General features: G+C 47.9%; 15 protein-coding genes. 5 read left to right on the forward strand and 10 right to left on the reverse strand.

The features are described from left to right. Positions 1 to 79: 79 nt before the first annotated feature. Positions 80 to 796: a 3-ketoacyl-ACP reductase gene (locus AC1DFM_RS09300; protein WP_477076437.1), complete on the forward strand. Its 717-nt coding sequence runs from the start codon at positions 80 to 82 to the stop codon at positions 794 to 796. Between the two features lie 132 nt (positions 797 to 928). Here AC1DFM_RS09300 and AC1DFM_RS09305 read toward each other — a convergent pair whose 3' ends face one another. Together AC1DFM_RS09305 and AC1DFM_RS09310 are read right to left on the reverse strand one after the other, a co-directional pair. Further along, the gene (locus tag AC1DFM_RS09305) at positions 929 to 1699 is read right to left on the reverse strand and encodes a porin family protein (RefSeq protein ID WP_477076438.1); all 771 of its coding nucleotides are present in this window, start codon (positions 1697 to 1699) and stop codon (positions 929 to 931) included. 46 nt (positions 1700 to 1745) lie between these two features. Beyond that, positions 1746 to 2567, reverse strand: coding sequence for a lysophospholipase (locus AC1DFM_RS09310; protein ID WP_477076439.1), 822 nt, complete (start codon positions 2565 to 2567; stop codon positions 1746 to 1748). An 85-nt stretch (positions 2568 to 2652) separates the two neighbouring features. Here AC1DFM_RS09310 and AC1DFM_RS09315 point away from each other — a divergent pair, with 85 nt between their 5' ends. Continuing rightward, positions 2653 to 3066 (forward strand): hypothetical protein, encoded by a 414-nt coding sequence (locus tag AC1DFM_RS09315; RefSeq protein WP_477076440.1) that lies wholly within the window; start codon positions 2653 to 2655, stop codon positions 3064 to 3066. Here the strand turns inward: AC1DFM_RS09315 and xrtN are convergent. The 4 genes from xrtN to AC1DFM_RS09335 form a co-directional block, all read right to left on the reverse strand. Further along, on the reverse strand, positions 3056 to 4396 hold the full coding sequence (gene xrtN / locus AC1DFM_RS09320) for an exosortase N (RefSeq protein ID WP_477076441.1): 1341 nt from the start codon (positions 4394 to 4396) through the stop codon (positions 3056 to 3058). The two genes, AC1DFM_RS09315 and xrtN, sit on opposite strands and share 11 nt — an antisense overlap. After that, entirely contained in the window at positions 4390 to 6903 is a 2514-nt protein-coding gene (locus AC1DFM_RS09325; protein ID WP_477076442.1) for an XrtN system VIT domain-containing protein, read from the reverse strand. The genes xrtN and AC1DFM_RS09325 overlap by 7 nt, the downstream gene beginning before the upstream one ends. A gap of 152 nt (positions 6904 to 7055) precedes the next feature. Then, positions 7056 to 9023 carry a glycoside hydrolase family 127 protein gene (locus AC1DFM_RS09330; protein WP_477076443.1) on the reverse strand — a complete coding sequence of 656 codons (1968 nt, stop codon included), beginning with the start codon at positions 9021 to 9023 and terminating at the stop codon, positions 7056 to 7058. 230 nt (positions 9024 to 9253) lie between these two features. Beyond that, positions 9254 to 11398 carry a S9 family peptidase gene (locus AC1DFM_RS09335; RefSeq protein WP_477076444.1) on the reverse strand — a complete coding sequence of 715 codons (2145 nt, stop codon included), beginning with the start codon at positions 11396 to 11398 and terminating at the stop codon, positions 9254 to 9256. A 195-nt stretch (positions 11399 to 11593) separates the two neighbouring features. On the opposite strand from AC1DFM_RS09335, the gene AC1DFM_RS09340 reads away from it, so the two are divergent. From AC1DFM_RS09340 to AC1DFM_RS09350, 3 genes are all read left to right on the forward strand, one after another. Beyond that, on the forward strand, positions 11594 to 12502 hold the full coding sequence (locus AC1DFM_RS09340) for an AraC family transcriptional regulator (protein ID WP_477076445.1): 909 nt from the start codon (positions 11594 to 11596) through the stop codon (positions 12500 to 12502). Positions 12503 to 13042: 540 nt separating this feature from the next. Further along, complete coding sequence (locus tag AC1DFM_RS09345) at positions 13043 to 16075, forward strand: SusC/RagA family TonB-linked outer membrane protein (protein ID WP_477076446.1); 3033 nt, start codon at positions 13043 to 13045, stop codon at positions 16073 to 16075. 36 nt (positions 16076 to 16111) lie between these two features. Beyond that, positions 16112 to 17572 carry a RagB/SusD family nutrient uptake outer membrane protein gene (locus AC1DFM_RS09350; RefSeq protein WP_477076447.1) on the forward strand — a complete coding sequence of 487 codons (1461 nt, stop codon included), beginning with the start codon at positions 16112 to 16114 and terminating at the stop codon, positions 17570 to 17572. Positions 17573 to 17688: 116 nt separating this feature from the next. Here AC1DFM_RS09350 and AC1DFM_RS09355 read toward each other — a convergent pair whose 3' ends face one another. The 4 genes from AC1DFM_RS09355 to AC1DFM_RS09370 form a co-directional block, all read right to left on the reverse strand. Beyond that, the gene (locus AC1DFM_RS09355) at positions 17689 to 18825 is read right to left on the reverse strand and encodes an aldose epimerase family protein (RefSeq protein WP_477076448.1); all 1137 of its coding nucleotides are present in this window, start codon (positions 18823 to 18825) and stop codon (positions 17689 to 17691) included. A 281-nt stretch (positions 18826 to 19106) separates the two neighbouring features. Beyond that, positions 19107 to 21083: an alpha-L-arabinofuranosidase C-terminal domain-containing protein gene (locus AC1DFM_RS09360; RefSeq protein ID WP_477076449.1), complete on the reverse strand. Its 1977-nt coding sequence runs from the start codon at positions 21081 to 21083 to the stop codon at positions 19107 to 19109. A 154-nt stretch (positions 21084 to 21237) separates the two neighbouring features. Next, entirely contained in the window at positions 21238 to 22713 is a 1476-nt protein-coding gene (araA, locus tag AC1DFM_RS09365; protein WP_477076450.1) for an L-arabinose isomerase, read from the reverse strand. Between the two features lie 10 nt (positions 22714 to 22723). Next, positions 22724 to 23422, reverse strand: a complete 699-nt coding sequence (locus tag AC1DFM_RS09370) for an L-ribulose-5-phosphate 4-epimerase (RefSeq protein WP_477076451.1) — start codon at positions 23420 to 23422, stop codon at positions 22724 to 22726. Positions 23423 to 23424: the final 2 nt, after the last annotated feature.

Here is a 23424-nt window from a genome sequence, read left to right on the forward strand (position 1 = left end):
AATGCGAAGATAATCTGTAAATGTAACAAAGGGTTGTACCTTTGCCAGGTATTTTTTGTCATTAAGAAACGAAGGCATTATGGAATCTTTAAAAGGAAAGAAGGCCCTGATCACCGGTGGTGGTAAAGGCATTGGTCGTGCGCTGGCATTGGCGCTGGCACAGGAAGGTGTAGATATTGCCCTGATGGGACGTAGTGCAGGTTCACTGGAAGAAGTGGCCGGGGAGCTCAAAGGCATGGGCGTAAAAGTGGCATATGCCACCGCAGACGTGAGTGACATGAACGCGGTGAATACAGCGGTTGCCCATCTCACCAAAGAAATAGGAGCAATAGATATCCTGATCAACAATGCAGGTATCGCCGCTTTTGGCGGATTTATGGACCTGGAGCCGGCCCAATGGGAACAAATCATTCAGGTAAACCTGATGGGTGTTTACTATGTAACACGTGCGATATTACCGGATATGATCGCCAGACAAACCGGTGATATCATCAATATTTCTTCTACTGCCGGACAACGGGGCGCTCCGTTAACCAGCGCTTATAGCGCTTCCAAATTCGGACTGCTGGGCTTAACAGAATCGCTGATGCTGGAAGTAAGAAAACATAATATCCGGGTAAGCGCCTTAACACCAAGTACCATTGCCACTGATATGGCGAAGGACCTGAAATTAACGGATGGCAATCCGGATAAGGTGTTACAACCGGAAGATCTCGCAGAATTTGTGGTAGCGCAACTGAAGTTGAACAGAAGAGTGCTGGTGAAGTCAGCCGGCTTGTGGTCGACAAACCCGTAGAGCATAAAGCAGAAAGCATAAAGCAGAAAGCATAAAGCTATTGTAGCGAATGATCAAAGCATAGAATTGAATATCTATCCGCTTTGATCATTCGCTACAATAGCTTTATGCTTTCTGCTTTATGCTTTCAGCTTACTTTTTAATGCGATAAGCATATCCAATAGATGCAGTAGCTGCACCGGTATTGTTTTTACCATTCGCGMTTCCTTTCTGGATATTGAGGAAGCCATAGTTTCCACCGCCTTCAACAAATACCTGGTTACGTCCGAAGAGGTATGCCAGTCCTACGTTTCCGCTTACACCGAAGTTGAAAGTGTTCAACTGATCTTTGATATCAACGGTATTGTCGAAATTCTGGGAAACAGGCAACTTTATCGTGCCTTTATCATCCATGTAAAGGGGTTGAGTACCACCGGTCACCACTTGTTTACCGCTCAACAGGAATCCGAAGAACGGACCTGCATCTACGTATAAGCGTAAAGGCGACTTAGGCCCCAGATTCCAGCCGAATTTAGCCAGGATAGGCACCATCAGGTAGTTCAGCTTTGCCTGACTTTCGAAATTAGCATAAAGGTATTTTGTTCCCGCAGGCACCCCTGCTGCTTGTAATTGTGCTGCCTGGTCAGGCGTAAGAGGAAACGCCTGTAAGCCATCTTTTTTACCTCCCTGGGAAGAATAGTTGATCATTGCTTCCACAGAAAAGAGTTTGCTGAAATGGTATTCACCAAAGATACCGAAATCTGGTCCCTGACGTGATTTGTAACCTTTGTTGAGTGGATTTTCTTCACTGCCGCCGGCGGTGAGGTTTGGAATACTGATGCCGCCTCTGGCACCGAGATCAATTTGCTGCGCACTTGCTTTTGTTGCACAAAACATGACAATAGCAGGCAAGAGCCACTTCATAGAACTTTGGATTTTCATAATTAATAGAATTGTAACATCGAAATTACTAATTTCTAACATTACTCAACCAACCTGCTACAAACAATAAAACATCCCGGCTATCCGGTTCATTATGCATTTCATGATACATGCCCTCCCATTCGCGGTAGGTAAGCAATGTGGCGGGTGCTCTGCCGGCAAACAAACGGGAGCCTTCCACAGCCGTAAATTCATCGGCGTTGCCATGAATTAATAAGGTGGGCACTTTCAGTTCATCGGCATGTAACAGGCACCAGGCGCCGTTTTGAATCATATCATTCGCCAAACGTAAGCTCAGTTTTTCGTGTCGCAGCGGATCTGCCCTGAACTTTTCCACAGCCGCCTTATCATGTGAAATTTTGTTGATATCCAGTCCCTGCTTTATCCGAAGATTAGGCGCCAATGTACTGGTTACCTTTAGGATACCTCTGAGGAATGCACCGGGGCGCATGCCGATAATCAGGGCAGGCGCGGAAATTACGGCGGCCTGAATATCCGGATGCCGTTTCAGTAAGAAGCCGGTTAATACGCCACCTCCCATACTATGACCATACATAACAATCGGTTGTTGCCAGGTATCTTTTACATATTGCAAAAACGCCTGCAGGTAGTCGAACATAAATGCAAAGCCTTTGGAACCACCTTTGGGGCCATCACTTTTGCCATGACCGTAATGATCAATTCCTATTACCGCAAAGCCTTCTTTCATAAAAAATTCCGCCACATGGTCATAACGTCCGATGTGTTCCCCAATTCCGTGCACAATGATCATCACACGGCGGTGCTGTTGAGGAACCCAGTGGATACCATGAAACTTTGTCTGCTGGTAATTCCAGTAAAATTCATTCATAGCCGGAGTTTTGCTGGTACAAAACGAAGATAAAGAATATCTTTATCCCCTATTTCAACCAGATAAAATTAACCGAACTACACACATGAGCAAACAAGCCACCACATCACCGGTATACAGTATTCCTTTGAGTTATCGTAAAATGGAAAACCTGCATATTGTTTTCTGGTTATTGAAAGATATCAGCTGGTGTATGATCTGGAAGCCATTGGGCATTGCCATGATTTTTCCTACACTCATTATAGCCATCGTGATTGCATGGCGTACGCGTCGGTTTATGTCGGAGTTATGCCACAACGTAGCCATTACCGTCTGGATATCCGCCAACTCCTATTGGATGATCAGTGAGTTCTTCCACTTTGATGCCCAGGTAATCATCGGAGAAGTCACGTATAAACACCTGGCGCTGATTCCTTTTGTAACGGGCATTTTAATACTGGCTTATTTCTATCTGTATTATCAGCCGCGGCATAAAGAAGAATCGGAAATTACTGAATAAGCTGCGCTGCCAATAATTCACTGATTTTTTGTTCCAGTAAAACGGGGTTTTCCACTGTAACATTCACCAGGTAGTAATGGCTTCCGCTGCGGAGTGCGTCCCATCGCCATTCCAGCTGGCTACTACTGCGATGGGTACTGCTTTCATACCACCAGGCAGTATACAGGCGATCATTATCTTTTTGCAGGGTGGCGGTATACATTTGCACACCCTGAATGGTACGTTCCCGGACATTGGAGAATTCGAAGCCACTCCCCTTCCAGCAAATCATCGGCTGATGGTCCGTAAAATAAAAACCACGGATAGGTTTTACATATAGCAAGGCATTGGCAGTCGTTTGCTTTATAACGAGATCACTTTCGTTGGTGCGTACATAGCCAGGCAGCGTTTTCACCGCCGAATCGATGCCATTGCCGGCAACTGCGGGATGCCACCCCCATACCTGGGCAGCAATAATTCCTATCAGTACTACGCCCTGTAATGCTGGTGCATAGCGGCGTGGCAGCTGCGGCCGGGAAACAATCGTTGCTTTTCCATAACGTTGCAGCAACCATTTGATGCCCGGTATCATGGGCAATACTACATATACGAGCAGCGACAAAATACCTATGCCATCATGCGCCAGTGTGCCCGGTGGCAATGCAAATTGCACCAGCAAAATAATGCGGAACAGGTTGGCGACGATATTCAATCCTGCAATCGTTAGCAGCACCCCTATCCCCCACATCATTGGTAATACTTTCTGATAGCGGCGCTGATAAAAGGCAATCAGTATCACCCCGCAAAGCAGCGACGTTAACATCATTTGCAGCCCCATACAGGCCACATCTACCGAAAATGCCTGCTGCCCCAGCTGAATCATATTGCCGCTGGTAGTCACCGCCGGATTCACCGTTGCCAGGATATTGCCCGCAATGCCCGTCAGCCAGAGGCGCAACGGAAAACTAAATACATTCACCACGTAGTCGATGACGGGTGTAATCAGCAGGGCCGTGATAAACGTGAGCCACTGCAAACGACCATAAAAATATTCCACCACAAAAAATGTAGCGGACATCAATACCAGGTAACGTAATGTTAGTACCGGCATGATAACCGAGAGCAACAAAAATAGCAACGCTGCCCAGCCACAACGGGTACTTCCTTTCAATGCCTCATTCACCCGGAACACCATGCCCATGGCCAACAGCGACAATCCAAAAAAAGCGCTGCGCCACGCGAAATAGTGTTGTAATTCGTAGAAGGCCACACAACAATAAACTGCCAGCAACCAGGTTGCCGGCAGTTTTGCCCCTCTATTTGTACACCGTGTATACAATAACGTTAGCATACTTTTTCTTTTTTGCGGAACAGCAGTTTCTCAAATCTCACGTAGGCGAGCAAGGCTACGGCGACTATAAACAAGGCCCATTCATGCGGTTCTGGTACGGCGCCATGTCCTTTCATGGAGGCGTTCTTCAGGGCATTGTTATCTTCTTTAATACCAAACTGATCATAGTCGGCCTGTGTTTCCAGCACAATCAAACTGGATAGTGGTGATACCACATAGGCTTCTTGGGCCACCTTCACCAGCAGGCTATCCCTGCTGCCATCAGCGGTGGCTACCCTGGGGCCCAATTCCTGTAATATGTAGTTGTAGGCAAACAACCGAGCCAGGTGATCCGGCCCTTGCGCCGCGGTACTGTCTGTGCTGTGAGCAATACGGATGCCGGATTGCGCCATGATGAGCTGACTGCTGTCCTCTTCTGGTTTCAGGAAACTGTTTTTACTGATTTGAGACAGCAACTGCTTCATCGTTCCCTTTTCGTAGATCAGTGACCGCGACTCTTTTAATGTAGCGAGATAAGGTGATAAAGTGGCGCCAATATCGTATAGTCGTATGCGTTGTTTATTAAAGCAACTGCGCAGGCTGTCCTGGAAATAAGTTTCCCCTAAATCGCTCAGCTGTGGCGAGGTCTGGCCAGAAGCCGTAATCACTATTGCCGTGGCGGGTTGTGGAATGTGATGAAATGGAAACACAGAAAAGTTCAATGCCTGCAGCTCTTCGAAAAGCGCTTTCTTATTTTGCGCGTCTACCGCTACCATGCCTTTTTGAGGATGAAATATCCATACCGGTTTATTTTCCAGTTGCGCTATTATTTGCTGATAGTCGCTGTACTGCCAGCTTTGATTAATATCGAGATAATAATTGGCAGGTGTAAAGAATTCATAGGCCGGTGTATACGGCAACAGCGTATATCGTTGACCGTTAAAATTAAAGGCGGCGTTATCTATGGTTTCGTTGGGGATTTTCAGGGCCCAGTTGTGGTAGTTGCCGAGGTACGATAGCTGGTTGTCTTTGTTGTGAAAGAATCCGGCAGGTGTAGTCATTTCGGTGGGCCAGTGTTGCATGTTCAGGGTTACATCGTAGGTAGCCTGTTCTGCAGGCGGACCTTCAAACCAGGAGGGTTCGTACACCAGCTGTCCACTCTCTGCTTTCAGCGGTGCTGTAATGCCGATTTTGAATTGTCTGCTTCCGTCCGGTGGCACCGGGAATACGCGCACCACTACCCGGTTTCCTTCCTTCCAGTGAACCACAGAAGGATCGCGGTATTGGTGGCCAACAATTTCCTTATAGGCGCTATCTGCTTTTTGTTTGGTGGTTAATATTCCTTTTTCTTCTTTGTTATTGATCCAAAGAGACAGGGAGGTCACTACACCTCCTTCCGGCAGGTGGAATGTATAGATGGCTTCCTCGTTCCCGGGCCGCCAGCTTTCGTTACCGTCATTGTTAACAACAATTGTATGCTCGGTGTAGGCCAGGTGGTACCGGGGCCAGAGGTCCACGCGGGATTTTACGGCGGTAGTGGCTAAATGCCTGCCGGTCCAAAGCCGATCTTCTGCAAAGTGGCGTTTATCATATGCTACACTCAAAATCTTTACCCGATCTTCTTCCGGAATTGTAGTACGGCCAAAGATAAAGGCCGACAGGACGAACAGCGGATCATGTTTTACTTCACTGTCGTATTCCCGTTTCGGCATATCGAAAAACCCAAACTGGGACATATCCGGCGCTGTGTAAGTGATGTTGGTTTTTAAGATCATCTCGGTCACTGGTCCAAACAGCGGTTCCTGCGCTACTCTTATCCAGCTGGGTAGATCAGTGGTACCGGAGGGGTTTTCACTATAAATACGGTCCAGCGCATTTACCTTCGTTCCATATAAAAAAGCATGGGTAACAATCACCATGGCAGCCAGTCCCATGGAGATCAAATAAATAAAGCGGTAACGATAAATTGGCCATACCAGGATACGTACCATTCTGGTATGGAACCAGATAACAAATATGGGAGAAAAGGTGACCAGGGAAATGCCTATTGCAATCAGTGCAATGAAGCTGATAAGATACATTTTCAACAGGTAACAAGCGAGGTATACCGGCGCCAGGAAAGTAAAGCCCAGCACGGCGCATTGCAAACACTTCGCCCATTCCGGAAATTCCTCAAACCAGGAAAATGCCAGCAGATTGATGCACATCATCCCCAAAACAATTACAAACCAAGGTGTAGTAGCATCAAATACTGATATCTCTGTGTTAACGGTGTAGGCATCTATCAACAGGAGTACCACAAATAGGCTGACTACCTTTCGTCGATCCGGGTTAGGTTTCAGGTCCCCATTCATCCAAATGCCAAAAAAATAAATCAATAATATGAAGTGATTGACCAAAAAACTAAAATTATTACCGGCATCAGTTTTCCTGTAAACGGCGATTGTTAGTGTTGTTAGCGCCAGACATAGGCATACCAGGCCGAACACAAAAATGCCCGGCAGGCGTCTGGAAATTCCAGTTTCCATATATAGGTTTTGAATACGGGGTAAAATTATAAAATAAAAAGCACTTTGCAATACAAAGTGACATTTTATATTCTTCACTTGTAAAGTTTGTCGCAAATAGTAAGGCGCAAGGGAGGCTCATTTCCCTTGCGCCTTACCTGTCTGATACCTGCTTAACGATTGGTGGCTGGTGCGGGTGCAGGCTGTACAGCTGCTGTTTCAAAAGGTATCCAAACGGTCATGGCGGAAGCGCCGCGATTTGCCCAGGCATAATATGGTATAGCCGTTACCGTTTGGTGCGCCATGCTATCCTGCATTTGCAGGGTCATTACGCCATTGAGTAGTTGAGGCTGGAAGATGGCATTCACCACAGCTTTTTTATCTACTACAATATTTTGCACAGTGGCAGTTTTGTTGTCCGGGCTTTCCAGGCAATACATGATGGGACCACGTTCCAGCGCAAAGCGGGATTGATCGTCCTTTACCGGGGCAGCGGCTAATACTTTTTTTACGGGCATGGGAAAGTCCACTACTACCCTATCCTTCTTTTTCCAGGTGCGGTTAATGACGGCATATCCTTTCTCCATGGTATAGGCAACGGGCTTTCCATTTACCAAAATTGGGATATTAACGGCAGTGCTGTTGTCTTCAAAATACAGGTTACCGGGAACGGGGCGGTTCTCCGCCCAACCGGGGATACGTATTTTCAGGCGGAATGCGGTGGTTTTGGCGGGATGAATGGTGATCTCATCTTTACCATTCCAGGGATATTGCGTTTGCTGTATGATATCCACTTTGCCGGCGGAGAGTTGTATGCTGGCGGAATCGCCCACGAACAGGTTAACGTATAGGTCATTGTCTTTCTGTGCGTATACATATCCCGGCATGGATGGCAGGAAGCGGGTCATGTTGGAGATGCAGCATGCGCAGCCAAACCAGGCGCTTCGCTGATATTGGCCGTTGGCGGCCAGCGGATTGGGATAAAAGAACCGGTCGCCGCTTAAAGAAACGCCTGAGAGTAATCCGTTGTACAGAGTGCGTTCCAGTATATCAATGTATTTAGCATCGCCGTGCAGCAGGAACATGCGGTTGTTCCAATATACATTGGCGATAGCCGCGCAGGTTTCCGCGTAGGCGGTGGCGTTGGGTAAATCATACGCGGGGCCGAAAGCTTCTCCGTCGCCCATGGCGCCAATACCGCCGGTGATGTACAATTTACGGTTGACTACATCTTCCCAGATATCATCAATGGCTGACAGGTATTGATGATCGCCTGTCAATGCCGCTACGTCTGCCATGCCGGTATACATGTAGGTGGCGCGCACCGCATGTCCTACCGCTTCATGCTGTGCTGTTACTTTCTTGTGTGCCTGATTATAAACCGTGCTGTATTTCGATCCCGGGCCGCGCACATCCAGGAAGAACTTAGCCAGATCGAGATAGGCTTTGTTGCCGGTTATGCGGTACAGGCGGGTGAGGCCTGTTTCCACGATCTGATGACCCGGATATTTTTCTTCTTTGCCCCAGCCGAATACGCTTACCAGCAGATCAGCGTTTCTGGTAGCGATGTTGAGCAGTGTTTTCTTGCCCGTAGCCTGATAATGTGCTACCGCGGCCTCAAAGAGGTGACCAGAATTATATAATTCGTGACTTAGTTCCTCTTCTTTTTCCCAACGCTTGCTCCCCATCCAGTGATGCGGTTTGGCAGGCTTCATGGTGCGGAAAGTATAGAGATATCCATCGGGCTCCTGGGCGTTGCCAATGATGGTGATGAGGGTATCCAGGTATTGTTCCAATGCAGGATTGGGCTGTGTTTGCAAGCCATAGGAGGCGCCTTCTATAATCTTATAGAGGTCGGTATCATCAAAAGTATATTCGGTGAATTTATCACCGGGGAGTTTACCTGCGGCGCGTAAAAAGTTATCTATTCTGCCTGTTTGTTTGCATTGTTCCAGTGTATACGGTATCGTTACACGGGCATTGGTGGTTATTTTGGGCGCCCAAAACTGATCGTTGACTTTCACCTGGGTAAACGCTACGGGTTTTATTGGATAGTCCTGCTGCAGTTGCGCTTGTACCGCGCTGCCGGTGAATAATATACTAACACCGGTTATTGCCATCTTTCCCAAAAATGATTTCATACGTGTGAATTTATAAAATCCAATATAACAATTTTATAATTGTCTTTTTAACAATTATTTTCAGTCGTCTACAAATAGCCATAACAAAGGATTAAATCCTATTTTTACAGCTGTAGATATTATACTACTTATATTCAGGCAGCTAAAAAGCCCCGCGAGGAATCGCGGGGCGTATCTCCGTTATAGCTTGTGAAAAAACAGCCGTTGCTGTATAAATTTTAGGTATAGGGTTATTTAGTTTCGTTGATATTTCTGTCTGGCGGTGTTACCTGTAGCAGGTGCTGCACAAAAAAGTCGCGGCGTTTCAGTCGTCCATACGGGCCACCATCGCTATGTCCCATACCGGGTATGGGCAGGAAATCGAAGGTTTTGCCTTTTTTAATGAGGGCATCCACCACACGATAAGTAGATTCCGGAGGCACATTGGTATCGGCTTCTCCCACGATGAGGAGCAGATCTCCCTGCAGCTTACCGGCATTGGTTACGTTTGACTGCTCTTCGTAATGCTTGCCAATAGGGTATCCCATCCATTGCTCATTCCACCATTGCTTGTCTACCCGGTTATCATGGCAGCCGCAGGAGGCCACCGCAGCCTTGTAAAACTCCGGATGAAAGAGCAGACCGCCGAGGGCATTTTGTCCGCCGGCGGAAGTGCCGTACAGTCCTACCCTGCTGGTATCCGCGAAAGGATACTGCCGGGCCAGTGCTTTGATCCACAACATACGATCCGGGAAACCAGCGTCCACAAGGTTTTTCCAGCATACATCATGGAAAGCTTTGGAGCGGTTGGCGGTGCCCATACCGTCTATCTGCACCACAATAAAGCCCAGGTCGGCCAGTGCCTGCATATCGGAATAGTAGCTCATGAAACTTTTGGGAACATAAGCATCCTGCGGACCGGCATAAATGTTTTCCACGATGGGATAACGTTTGGTGGAATCGAAGTTGGAAGGGCGGCACATGATACCCCAGATATCTGTTTTACCATCGCGGCCTTTTGCGGTAAATGGTGTAGGGAAAGGTACGCCCAGGGCCTGCCAGGCGCTAACATCCGCTCTTTCTAATACGGTAATAAGTTTACCATCGGCGGTACGGCGTAATTCATTTACCGGCGGTACATTTACCTGTGAGTATTTATCTATATAAAATTTTTTATCGGGAGAAAAGAAAGCGACGTGGTTACCGGTACCTGGTGTTAAATCCAGTAGCTTACTACCGTCGAAGCCTATACGATAGTAGTGAATAAAGTAGGGATCTTCACCGGCGTTTCTGCCACTGCCACGGAACCATATTTCTCTTTTCTTAGCATCTACGCTATCTATTTCGCGAACGATCCAATCGCCTTTGGTGACTTCATTTTTTACTTCACCGGTAAGGGTGTTTACCAGATAAAGATGCTGCCAGCCGTCTTTTTCGGAAGTCCACAGCAGTTCGTTTGTTTCCGGCAGATAGTGGGTATATATTCTTGATTCATAAATAAAGGTAGCGGTGTTTTCCTCCAGTATCGTACGGGTGTTGCCGTTAGTTACGTCTACTTCTATGATGCGGAAGCGCTGGTGACCGCGGTCTGCTTTTTCGTATAGAAAATGGCGGTTATCTGGTTCGCGCCAGTGTAATACGGGCGCGTCAAAGAAATCCAGGAGGGGGGTATTTACTTTGGTGGTGGTTTTAGCTGCCGGATCAAACACATACATTTCATAGGTAGTGAAAGGATCTCCGGGTTGCTTATAGGGCTGAGAGCGCAGCTGGCCGCGGGTGGTGCCGGGCTGGCTGGTGAGCACGTAATACACGGCGGAATCTTCCACGGGATGAATGCGGTAGCCGACCAGGTGCTTACTATCGGGCGCCCAGGCCAGGGAGCCATAATAATCTTTTGTGGTATCGCCATCGTGGGTAAAGCGGCTGACAGTGCCATCCAGCAGGGAACGAATATAGACGTTTCCGTTAGTGCTGGTGGCTACCCATTGTTTGTTGGGGGAAATACTATCGGTAGCGAAACTTTCCCAGCGATGGGGTTCCGGATGTTGAAACGGCTGGTTACCTGCAGGTGTAGCGTTAAATTTTGCAATTTTTGCAGTATCCGTAAATACGGCTTTTTTGCCGGTAAGGGCGTTCACAAGGTAATAAGTGGTACTGCTGTCTTTGTCCGCTTCCTTATACCAGAACTCGGTTCCACCGGGTAGCCAGTTGGCTTCAACATTATGTCTGAAAACTGTCTTCCGGGTGGCGGTATCCAATCGCATCATGTTACGATAGCGCTGCAATATTTCCGCATGTCCGGGCAGGTAGGGCGTTAGCTGGCTTTGCTGTGCCTTTAATCCGGTGGATATCAGGGCTGGCAATACCAGGAAAAGAAGGCATTTCAGGTACTTCATAAATAATGTGAATCGATAGTATATACATGGAAAAACAGGCCACTTATCCCTATAAAGTCGCTTGTAATTTATTTGTTAAAAGTACTACCGGTTGCGCGTAGTTTTTGAACGATTTTTAATAACTTGTTCTCATATCTTCACCTAAATTTGTCTGTAAAGTAGTTTAAGGTGTTAAAAAAAGAATAATACAAGTAAATGAAAGTATTACAGTTTACTATTCCTGTAGCGCACGACAAGACCATTATCACGCAAAAAGATTCGCTGCCGGCCTTCTATCCACATCTCCATCGTCATGAAGAAATTCAGCTCACCTGGATTCAGCATGGCCATGGTACGCTGATTGTGGAGAACAACATGCATGCTTTCTGGTCGAATGAAATTTACTGGATAGGGAGCAATCAACCTCATGTGCTAAAAAGTGAGGAATTGCCCTTTGGCAGTAAGAACAAAAAGAACGTACAGGCGCTGACGGTATTTTTTAACCCTGAAGGTAAACTAGCGCCGTTGTTTGATTTGCCGGAGTTTAAGAAGATCCGGACGTTTGTGGAACAATCGCGCAATGGGTTCAAGATCCCGGAGGCCCATGTACTGGATATTTCCAGCCGTATGCTGAAAATTCACCAATCGCAGGGCATTGCGCAGTTCCTGGCCTTTGTGGAGCTAATGAATTTCTTCCTGACCATTAAAAACCTGGAGCCGTTAATTACCGGTTCGCGCCTATCAGCGGTAAATGAGCAGGAAGGTATCCGTATCGGGTATATCTATAACTACATTATGCAGCATTATGATACGGAGATAAAGCTGGAAGATATAGCCCGGGAGGCGCATATGACGCCACAGGCATTTTGCCGGTACTTCAAGAAACATACGCGGCTAACGTTTGTATCCTTTTTAAATGAAGTACGTATCAATGAGGCCTGCAAAAAGCTGGCGGGTGGCTCATTCGATAGCATTGCTACCGTAGCTTATAATTGCGGGTTTAACAGTATTGCCAATTTCAACCGGGTATTTAAGAGTATTACCGGCAAATCGCCCCGTAGTTATTTGCGTGAATATGAGCAACTAGATAACACGGGCGATGGTGCGCCCATAAAATCTGCCTAGTAACGTTATTGCCTGTTTAGCTTCATGTACCGGCACTTTCACCGCGTGAGTGATGGCTTTGGAAACAGGCGCTTTCTATCTCCCGGAGGGAAAAAACAACCGCTACTCACCTTGCTGTAAACGTTTTTAAAGGACTGAAATATCAGTCCTTTTTTTTATTTATCTCCTTGTAAGTGTCTGCCATACCCTTTCTTAACTGTTAATACATATTTAATCCACTATCAGTACCAGTTAAAAAACTATACTGTTACATTTGTAAAATTCATTACCTTTCTGGCCGAGTCTCGTGTATGTAGTCGTGTGTGTAGTGCCAACCATTTTTTCATCATCATTTTTGCAGCCCAGTGAAAAACTAAAAAACAAACCTACAACAGGCAATAGTGAAAAAACGATTTAGCAACAATTATTCATTCACAACCAAAACCAGTAATTCCGTTAAAACAGACAGGCCGTAATCTGTACGAATCACGTTTATCAAAAATTCACTTCTTTATTCATCAAATTATGAGGTATTCATTCACTGGAAAATTATGCTTTCTAATGATCTTCCTATTGGCGGCCACCAGCGCTGCAATAGCACAGAAGACCATTACCGGAAAAGTTACCGGAGCGGCAGACGGCGCAGGTCTGCCTGGTGTAAATGTATTAGTGCCGGGCACCAGCAATGGCACCAGTACAGATACAAAAGGGAACTATAGCCTTTCTTTACCTTCGGGTGCTAAATCGGTTTTGTTCTCGTTTATCGGCTATGAACCGCAAACAATCACGGTCGGCGACAAGAACGTTATTAACGTATCACTGAACGCTACCACCAAAGGATTGGGAGAAGTAGTAGTGGTAGGTTATGGTACACAAACCCGCCGCGACGTTACCGGTACCATCGCCTCCGTAAAAGGTTCCGATATCAAAAACCTGCCGGTACCAGACGCCGCTTCTGCCATACAGGGCCGCGTAACCGGTGTGGACATCGTTCGCTCTGATGGCGCACCCGGCAGCACCCCGTCTATTCGTATACGCGGTACCGGTACCATCAACAACGCCGATCCACTCATCATTATCGATGGTATCCCTGCTGTCAACCTGAGTGATGTAAATCCTAACGACATTGCCTCCATGGAAATCCTGAAAGATGCGTCCTCCTCGGCTATATATGGCACCCGTGCCGCCAATGGTGTGGTCATCATCACCACTAAAAAAGGTAGCTACGGTGAGAAACTGAAAGCATCTGTGAACGTATACCGCGGTATTTCCAACACCATCCGCTATATTCCACTGCTCACCGCTCCTGACCTGGCCATGCTGAAACAGGAACGTGCTACCAACGACGGCGGCGCCGTAGATCCCATCTGGAAAGATCCTTACTACGCCACACAACGCACCGACTGGCAACGCGCCCTGCTGCGCTCCGGTAACGTCACCAATGCAGACGTTAACTTACGCGGCGGTAATGCCAGCTCCAACTACATGCTGAGTGCAGGCTACTATGATGAAAACGGTCTCATTGTCAACTCTTACTTCAAACGCTATTCCGTTCGCATCAACTCAGAACACAAGCTGGGCAAACGTTTCAAAGTAGGTGAAAACATGCAGCTGACGTATAAACAAAACTCTGGTCCGGATACTTACTCCTCCCAGACAGGTCTTATCTTCAGCGCACTCCGCTTCAACCCTGCTATTCCTGTGCACAATCCTGATGGCAGCTGGGGTAGCTCCAAAGCCAGCAATGAGCTGGGCGATATCAACAACCCGGTGTATACCGCTGAAACTACCGACCAATGGGGTAAAACCTACCGCATGCTGGCCAGCGTATACGGCGAACTGGAAATTACGGATGGTCTTACCCTCCGCGCCAACTACGGCTTCGATGGTAACATCTACAACGAATATAACTTCGCTCCTAAAGTACTGGATCAAACCCGTGCCCGCGATCATGCGGAATTATTCAACCGCAGCACCACGGAAAACAACCAGCTGAGCGAAATTTTCATGACGTATAACAAGTTCTTTAACCAGGTACATCACGTGACTGTTACCGGCGGTTATTCTCAGCAAACCTACAACGGTTCTTTCTTCCGTGCTGACCGCTGGGGTTTCAACGACGAGTCGCCTGATCAACGTGTACTGAGCAATGGTAACGATATCCATGATGCACAGGGTAACTTCAAACCTGCCAACGCCATTGCTTCCGGCTTTGTAAGAGGCTTCTATGGCTATAAAGAAAAATACCTGCTGACCGTTACCTTCCGTGCAGATGGCTCCTCTAAATTCGCACCTGATCAGCGCTGGGGTTACTTCCCTGCCTTCTCTGCAGGATGGCGCGTTTCAGACGAAGCGTTCTTTAAAGAAAACGTGAAAGTTGTCAGCAACCTGAAAATCACCGGTGGCTGGGGACAGCTGGGTAACCAGAACGTTACCGACTTCCAATACCTCGCACCTGTTCTCAAAGACAGACGCTATAACTTCGGCGATATGCCATACACCGGTATCTGGAATGCCAGTCTCGCTAACCCTAACATCACCTGGGAAAAAGCGGCGATGACCAATATCAGCGTGGAGGCTGGTTTCTTCGACAACAAACTGAATACCACCATTACCTGGTTTAACAAGAATACCCGCGACATGCTGGTACCTGCACCGGAAATGGATCTCCACGGTACCGCTACTATCCCCGATCGTAACATCGGCCAGCTGAACAATAAAGGCTGGGAAGTAGAAGTTGGCTACCAGGGCGGCAACCACGGTTTCCGTTACAATGTGAGCGCCAACGCTTCCTTCATCAAAAATGAAGTCACCAAATTATACGACCCATCTTCTTACATCGGCTCTACACCGTATGGCAGACAAGGAGTGGAAATTTCCCGTACTTATGTAGGTCAGCCGCTGGCATCTTACTATGGCTGGAAAACCAACGGTATCTATCAAACTGTCGACGACATCAAGAACGATGCGAACGTAGCACATGATCCTAACAGGGATAAAATCAAACCAGGCGATGTTCGCTTCCTCGACATCAATGGCGATGGTATTGTAGATGACAAAGACCGTGTAAACCTGGGCAGTCCGAATCCTAAAATGGTATACGGTATCCAGGCCAGCGGCAGCTACAAAGGCTTTGACCTCAGCCTCTCCTTTGCCGGTGTAAGCGGTGTTAAACTGTACAATGCCGACAAAATGCAAGGCATGGACCCTACCTATTCCTACAACATGTATGCAGAAGCGTTAAACCGCTGGCATGGTGCAGGTACCAGCAACAGCGTACCACGTATGTCTAAAAACGACGACAACGGCAACGCCCGCGTATCTGACCGCTTTGTAGAAAATGGTAGTTACTTCTCGCTGAAAAACGTTTCCCTGGGATATACTATTCCTTCTAAATTATGGGGCCGCAGCGGTATCTCTGATATCCATGTATATGTAGCCGCGCAGAACCTGTTTATCCTGACGCCATATACCGGTCTGACTCCGCAGCTGGGATACAATGGTACACAAGATGGTAACAGACAACGTGGTGTAGACGTAGCCGCATATCCACAGGCACGGACTTATACTTTCGGTGCTACCCTTAACTTTTAATTCACGGGAACTTTAAATCAAATGACTATGCAACGGATGAAACATATATTTTTAGCGAGTGCCTTGCTGCTGGCAAGTTGTAAGAGTGTGCTGGATGTACAGCCCAAAGGTAACTACACCACCGGTAACTACTGGCGTAACCAGAGTGATGCCTTAGATGGCGTTACCGGTATGTATAATGTACTGTTGGAAGAAGATTATACCGGCTTTAACGAGTTTGTATTCGATAACTGCTCCGACGACCAGGTACGCGGTGGTGACCACGGTTATGATGGTGCTATTGAAGATTTCTCTTACGATGCTACTACTTATAGCGTAAGGGTAGGCTGGAGATGGAAATATGAAACCATTAACCGCGCTAACAACGTGCTGATCTATGTTCCTAAAATCACGGGCATGGACCCGGCTATCCAGGCCCGTTGTCTTGGTGAAGCACATTTCTTCCGTGCCTTTGCCTACTGGCGTTTGCTGCTCATCTACGGAGATGCGCCTATGGTAACAGAAGATGATGTACTGAAATCCAACTACAAAAAACCTAAAGTAGGTGCTGACGAACTGCGTGCACAGATTGAAACAGATCTGCTGGCAGCGGCGGATCAACTTCCTGAATCTTATGGTGACGCCGACAAAGGCCGTGTAAGCAAAGGTACCGCCTGGGGTCTGTTGTGCAAACTGTATATGGACTGGGGTAAGCTGGATAAAGCAATTCAAGTGGGCAGCAAAGTAGTTAGCAACTCAAACTATGCGTTGGCACCTAACTATGCAGATAACTTCAGCGTAGCTACCGGCAACAACTCTGAAATGTTAATGGCGGTTCAAACCGTGGATGGTAACGGCTACTCCGACTTCATCACTTACCATGCCCCCCGTAACTGGAATGGATGGAGCTTCTTCTACCCTACCAAAGGACTGGTAGATGAATTTGAAGCAGGTGATCCACGCAAAAACATCTGCATCATGCAACCAGGCGATAAAGTAAATATCGGTACCGGTATTGCTACCTACAATGCAGATGCCTCCTGGAGTGGTTATCACTATAAAAAATTCTGCGCCTGGAAACCTTCCGGCGGATTGGATTACTCGCTGAAAACGCCATTAATGCGCGCTTCAGATATCTACCTCCTGGTGGCAGAAGCCAAGATCCGCCTGAATGGCGCGGGCGCCGGTGATGCCGAAATCAATGCGGTACGTAAACGTGCGTCTGCTGCCTTAAAACCAGTTACTAACGGTGGTATGAAAGAGCTGATGCATGAGCGCCGGGTAGAATTATGTGGTGAAAACGAACGCCATCAGGACTTAATCCGTTGGGACAAAGCGAAACTGGTGGATATTGTGTCCATATACAAACAACCTAAACTGGCGTATGATAATACACAAATTATCAATGGTGGTGCTCCAAGAACGTTTGCACGTCCGAAGAACTACTACTTCCCAATGCCTCAGCAGGAAATAGACAGAAGCCAGGGCTTACTGATACAGAATCCGAATTTTAAGTAAGCTTAAAGCAGAAAGCTTAAAGCAAAAAGCTATTAAGGCGATTGATCATTGCGAATATTATATACGCTTTGATCAATCGCCTTAATAGCTTTTTGCTTTAAGCTTTCTGCTTTCTGCTATTTAGTGGAGAATTTATACACCGTAGTCTGCGCAAACGTTTCACCTGGTTTCAGGATTACATTAGGGAAAGATGGCTGATTAGGTGAATCAGGGAAATGCTGTGTTTCGAGGCAGAGCGCCGCATGTTGCACATATTTCTGACCATTACGTGTATTCGTGAGCTTACCATCCAGGAAGTTACCGGTATAAAACTGCATCCCGGGTTGGGTGGTAGCCACTTCCATAAAGCGTCCGCTGGTAGGATCATACAGGGTAGCCACCGTTTCCAGGGCGCCGTCTTTCTTATCCAATACCCAGTTGTGGTCATACCCACCTTTTACCTTGTCGATATCTGCACCAATTTTCTTGGGTGAAGTAAAATCCATTGGCGTTCCTTTCACGGCTTCCAGTTTACCGGTAGGAATCAGCTTATCACTTACGGGCGTATACTGATTAGCTTTCAGCGATAACTCATGCCCCAGGATGGTGCTGTCTTTACCCGCAGAAAGATTAAAATAAGCGTGATTGGTGAGGTTTACCGGAGTAGCCTTATCGGTAGTAGCTTTGTAGGTAATCTGCAGCGCATTGTCTGGAGTAAGCGTATACACGATGGTTGCCTGTAAGTTACCGGGATATCCTTCTTCCCCATCTTTACTGTTATATACCAGCTGCAGACTGCTGTCGCCGGCAGGTGTGGCAGCCCATACTACTTTATCAAAGCCCTTCAAACCACCATGGAGACTATTTCCATTGTTATTGGGCGCCAGGGTATATTCTTTGCCATCCACTTTAAATTTCGCATTGGCAATTCTGTTGGCGTAGCGACCAATCAGTGCACCAAAGTAAGGTTGTCCTTTTTGCTGGTAGCCGGACAGGGAGTCGTAGGATAACACCACGTTTCCTTTTTGTCCTTGTTTATCAGCGGTGATGATATCTGTAATGGTACCACCATAATTCAGGATCTTCACTTCCATGCCATTGGCATTTTTCAGGGTATATTGCAACACTTCCTGGCCATCTGCCTGACCGAAGTTAACGGCACCAGTTGCGGGTGTAGTAGACACTGCTGTGGAGTCCTTACCTTCTTCATTCTTAGCAGCATTGTTATTACAGGAAGCCAGCAGGGTACCACCGGAAATCAATAGAGCAGTCATAGCCTTTAAATTCATGTCCATAACGTATTTTGATAGTTAAGTGAAAAGAGTTTCTAAATATCGGGATTATCCGGTGAAAGTCAAACAATTTTGTTTCTTTTTTAGTGTCGTGGGAACAACTAAAAAGCGCTTCGCCCAAAACCTCTTTTTACTATACGCCCATTCCCCTGAAAAGGTACTATGCCGTCACTGAAAATTAATCTCCTGTTAAAATAAAAAACCGCTGACAGCGCGCTGCGCGTCAACGGTTTACACTATACGAAATGGCTTTCGCCAGGTGATTACTTTGTCTTTACCCGGATCACATAAAAAGACAAGGGAGCCATTTGGGTGGGTATGGTCGTTCCTTTTATGTTAATACTTTGTTCCACCGGCGAAATATGTGTGGGCTCCTCCAATGAGTTGAGGCCCTGCAGGTTGTTGTGTTGCAGCGTGGTTAAACGGCCGGTAGCCGCCAATTTCGCGCCCTCCACGGTTAACCTGACAGGCGCAGCAGTAGCGGCAGCATTCACCAGTTTTATTACCAGCTCGCCCGTAGCCTGATCAAGTACCGCAGACGCATATACGCTGTCCTGCCCGCTGATGATGCGATGATCTTTCAGGATGGGTACCACGGCGCTGCCTTTGTTATTGGCATATAGCTTTTGTACATAGTAGTTAGGGGTGCCATAGGCACGGAGATTGTCGAACCAGATCAGGTCCGGCGTCCATTGCCAACCGTCAACATGCGCCAGCAGCGGCGCATACGATGCCATGGCGACTACATCCGCATTGCGTTCCAGCCCGGTCATGAATGCCGCTTCCGCCAGGGCGCATTGCCAGGTATTTTTATTATCGCCACTCCCCACCCCTTTGGCATGGGCGGCATATTCGCCGGCGAATATTTTAGGACCGTGGCGATCGTAGGTATCATAGCGGGCTGCATTTTGCAGGAACCAATCCGGCGCACTGTAATAGTGTTCATCCAGGATATCCGCGTGCAGTTTCCGCAGCGTGTCGTTAAGGAAAGTGAACTTATCTCCATCCGGTCCGGGGCCCAGGCTGTTGACCAGCTGCATGGCCGGATACCGCGCCTTGATAGCTTTGGCAAAAATGGTGTATCGTTCTACATACTGCGGGCCCCATTGTTCATTGCCTACGCCCAGCATCTGCAGGTTAAAAGGCGCCGGATGCCCCATTTTGGCGCGCAGGGCGCCCCAGGTAGTGTGAACATCTCCATTGGCAAATTCTATGAGGTCCAACGCATCCTGGATATAAGGGTCCAGTTCATTCACGGCCACCACTTCGCCGCTATTATACTGACAAGCCATGCCGCAATTGAGAATCGGTAGCGGTGTGGCGCCGATATCTTCTGCCAGCTGGAAGTATTCAAAGAAGCCGAGTCCGAACGACTGGAAGTAATCCGGTGTAGCACGATGGGCAAACTCGTTGTTCCAGCGGTTCATGATCAGGGTCCGTTCATTGACATCACCGACCGTTTTCTTCCACTGGTAACGATTGCTCAGCTCCTTCCCTTCTACAATGCAGCCACCGGGAAAACGGAGGAATCCCGGATGAAGATCCGCCAGCAGTTGCACCAGGTCGGCGCGCAGGCCGTTGGGGCGCTCTTTCCAGGTGTGTTGTGGAAACAGGGAAATCATGTCTGCATCCATGGTGCCCGGGCCGCTGAATAGCACCTGCAACTTTGCTTTAGGAACGGTAGCAGTGGCCGTGAAACTGCCTTTATACTGCTGCCAGTTATTTCCCTCCGGCGTAAGCGTGGTGCTGCCAATAGCGTTCCCGTTTTCATCCAACAATGTGGCGGTTAGTTTCACGGCAGTGCTTCCCTGCTGCCGGGCATACAGGGAGAAATTATACTGCTCTCCTGCTTTAATGCCCATGCCCCGAAAGCCCTCATTGACCAATGCAAAGCTGCGTGTATCCGGCACCGTTATCCTGGCGAAACGCGGATTGGCCGGATGATCGGCCTGGCGATTGATGATCAGTACCTGCCCATTGCCGGCCACTTCTTTCGGAATACTCCAACCCATCAGCGGGGAGCTAAATTCAAAAGAACGATTCTTTACCAATTCAGCGTAAATACCACCATCTGCACTGAGGTTGATATCTTCAAAGAAGATGCCCCACATATGAGGCGATACCTTCGCCTTTATTTCATTGGCCTTGACGGTAAAATTCAGTGGTTGTTGTGCGGCTAACGGGGTCGTATAAACGCCCAATAGCATACCCCAAACCGCAACGATACCTCGTACTCTCATATATCGTTATTCATTTTATGCCGTGTTTTGTCCGGGTGCAGGATTATGCTGATTTTTATTTTTTGATTTCGAAAGATAATAACAGATCTGCTTCATGCTATAAAATAAAAATCAGTCTAATCAGTTTAATCCCGCCCCGGATAAAAACACTATATTAAAAGCTCACGTCATTCCAGCGCAATTCATTTTTAAATTCACGCAAATCTGTATTCCTGCCTATCAGTGCCAGTTCTATGCCTGCCATGTCCGCGAAATCCTGCATATGGATGGAGGTAAGGTTTTGGCTGTAGCAGGTATGATGTGCGCCTCCCGCCAATATCCAGGCGGTACATGCCTTTTTCATATCCGGGTATGGTTTCCAAAGCACCCGGGCTACCGGCAGTTTAGGCAGATTTTGTGGTGGCTCCACAGCCTCTACTTCATTCACCAGCAGGCGGAAACGATTGCCCATATCTATGATGGAAGCATTGATAGCCGGACCAGCGGCGGTATTGAATACCAGTCGTACAGGGTCTGCTTTTCCGCCTATTCCCAGCGGATGCTTCTCGCAGGAAGGTTTCCCCGCAGCAATGGACGCGCAGATTTCCAACATATGCGAACCCAGTACCATCGGGTTGGCGGGGTCAAAATGATAGGTATAATCTTCCATGAAGGAATTGCCTCCGGGCAGGCCGCTACCCATTACTTTCATGGCCCTCACCAGGGCGGCTGTTTTCCAGTCGCCTTCCCCAGCGAAGCCATAACCTGCTTTCATGAGGCGTTGTACGGCAATACCGGGGAGTTGTATCATGCCATGCAGGTCTTCGAAGGTGTCGGAGAAGCCTTTATAGTTTCCTGCTTCCAGGAATGCCTTCAGGCCCAGTTCTATTCTGGCCGCGTCTTTCAGGGCAACATCGGACAACAGGGAAGCTGATATGGTGTAGTTGTCGGCGTATTCCTGCACCAGTGCAGCCACTTCTTTATCAGAGATGCCGTTGATCACACTAACGAGATCGCCTATACCGTGTGTGTTACAGGAGAATCCCAGTTTGCATTCTGCTTCTACTTTATCACCATCTGTTACGGCAACAAAGCGCATGTTATCACCGAAGCGTACAAAGCGGGCCCCTTGCCAGTCGTGCCAGCCAGCGGCTACTCTGGCCCAGTTGCCCAGTTCTTCCACTACTTCCGGATCTTGCCAGTGACCAGTAATCACTTTCCGGTTGATACGCATGCGGCTCATCATAAATCCGAATTCGCGGTCGCCATGAGCGCTCTGATTCAGGTTCATGAAGTCCATGTCGATTTCACTCCAGGGGATATCGCGGTTATATTGGGTATGCAGGTGACAGATAGGCTTGGCCAGCGCTTTCAGGCCGCGTATCCACATTTTTGCGGGGGAAAACGTGTGCATCCAGGTGACAACGCCGATGCAGTTGCTGGCAGCGTTGGCTTCCATACATACCGCATAAATCTCTTCCGGGGATTTGACGGTGGGTTTATATACTACGGTAACGGGTATACGTGAATTGCTGTTGAGAGCCGCCGCAATTTCCTGGCTATGCGCCGCTACCTGTTTCAATGTTTCTTCCCCGTACAGGTGCTGACTACCAGTGATCAACCAGATTTCGAATGTTTTCAGATGAAGCATATGATTGGATTTATTGGCCGTAGTAAGAATTGGGGCCGTGTTTGCGTTCAAAATGTTTTTTAATCAGGGCCTCTTTCAGGCGGGGCGCGTTGCCATTGATCGACTCGGTGAGGTAGGCCATTTGGGCCACTGCCTCCAGTACTGCGCTATTATAGACTGCCTTCTCCGCCGTTTTACCCCAGGTAAAGGGGGCATGATTACCGACAAGGACCATCTCAATTTCAGCGTAGGTGAGACCTCGGTCGATTAATGTCCGCATGATCTGAAAGCCGGTCTGGTATTCATAGTCGCCGGCAATCATGGCATCAGACATGGGTGGTGCGCAGGGAATGTCTACCGTGTTATGGTCTGCATGTGTAGTGCCGTAAATGGGAATGTCACGCTGACTCTGTGCCCATGCGGTGGCGTAGGTAGAGTGGGTATGCACAATCCCGCCGATATGTTCCCAATGCTGATAGAGTACGGCATGGGTAAGCGTATCGGAAGAAGGGCGTAAGTTGCCTTCTACGGTTTTTCCTTCGAAGTCCACAATCACCATGTTATCCGGTGTGAGTGCGGCATACGGCACGCCGCTGGGTTTTATGGCGAATACGCCTTTGCTGCGGTCGACGGCGCTCACATTTCCAAAGGTGAAGATCACCAATCCCAGTGCGGGCAGCTGCATATTGGCTTCGTAGGCAGCCTGACGGATGTCCTGGTAGCGTTGCATAC

The organism is Chitinophaga sp. 05T412 (assembly GCF_056396465.1).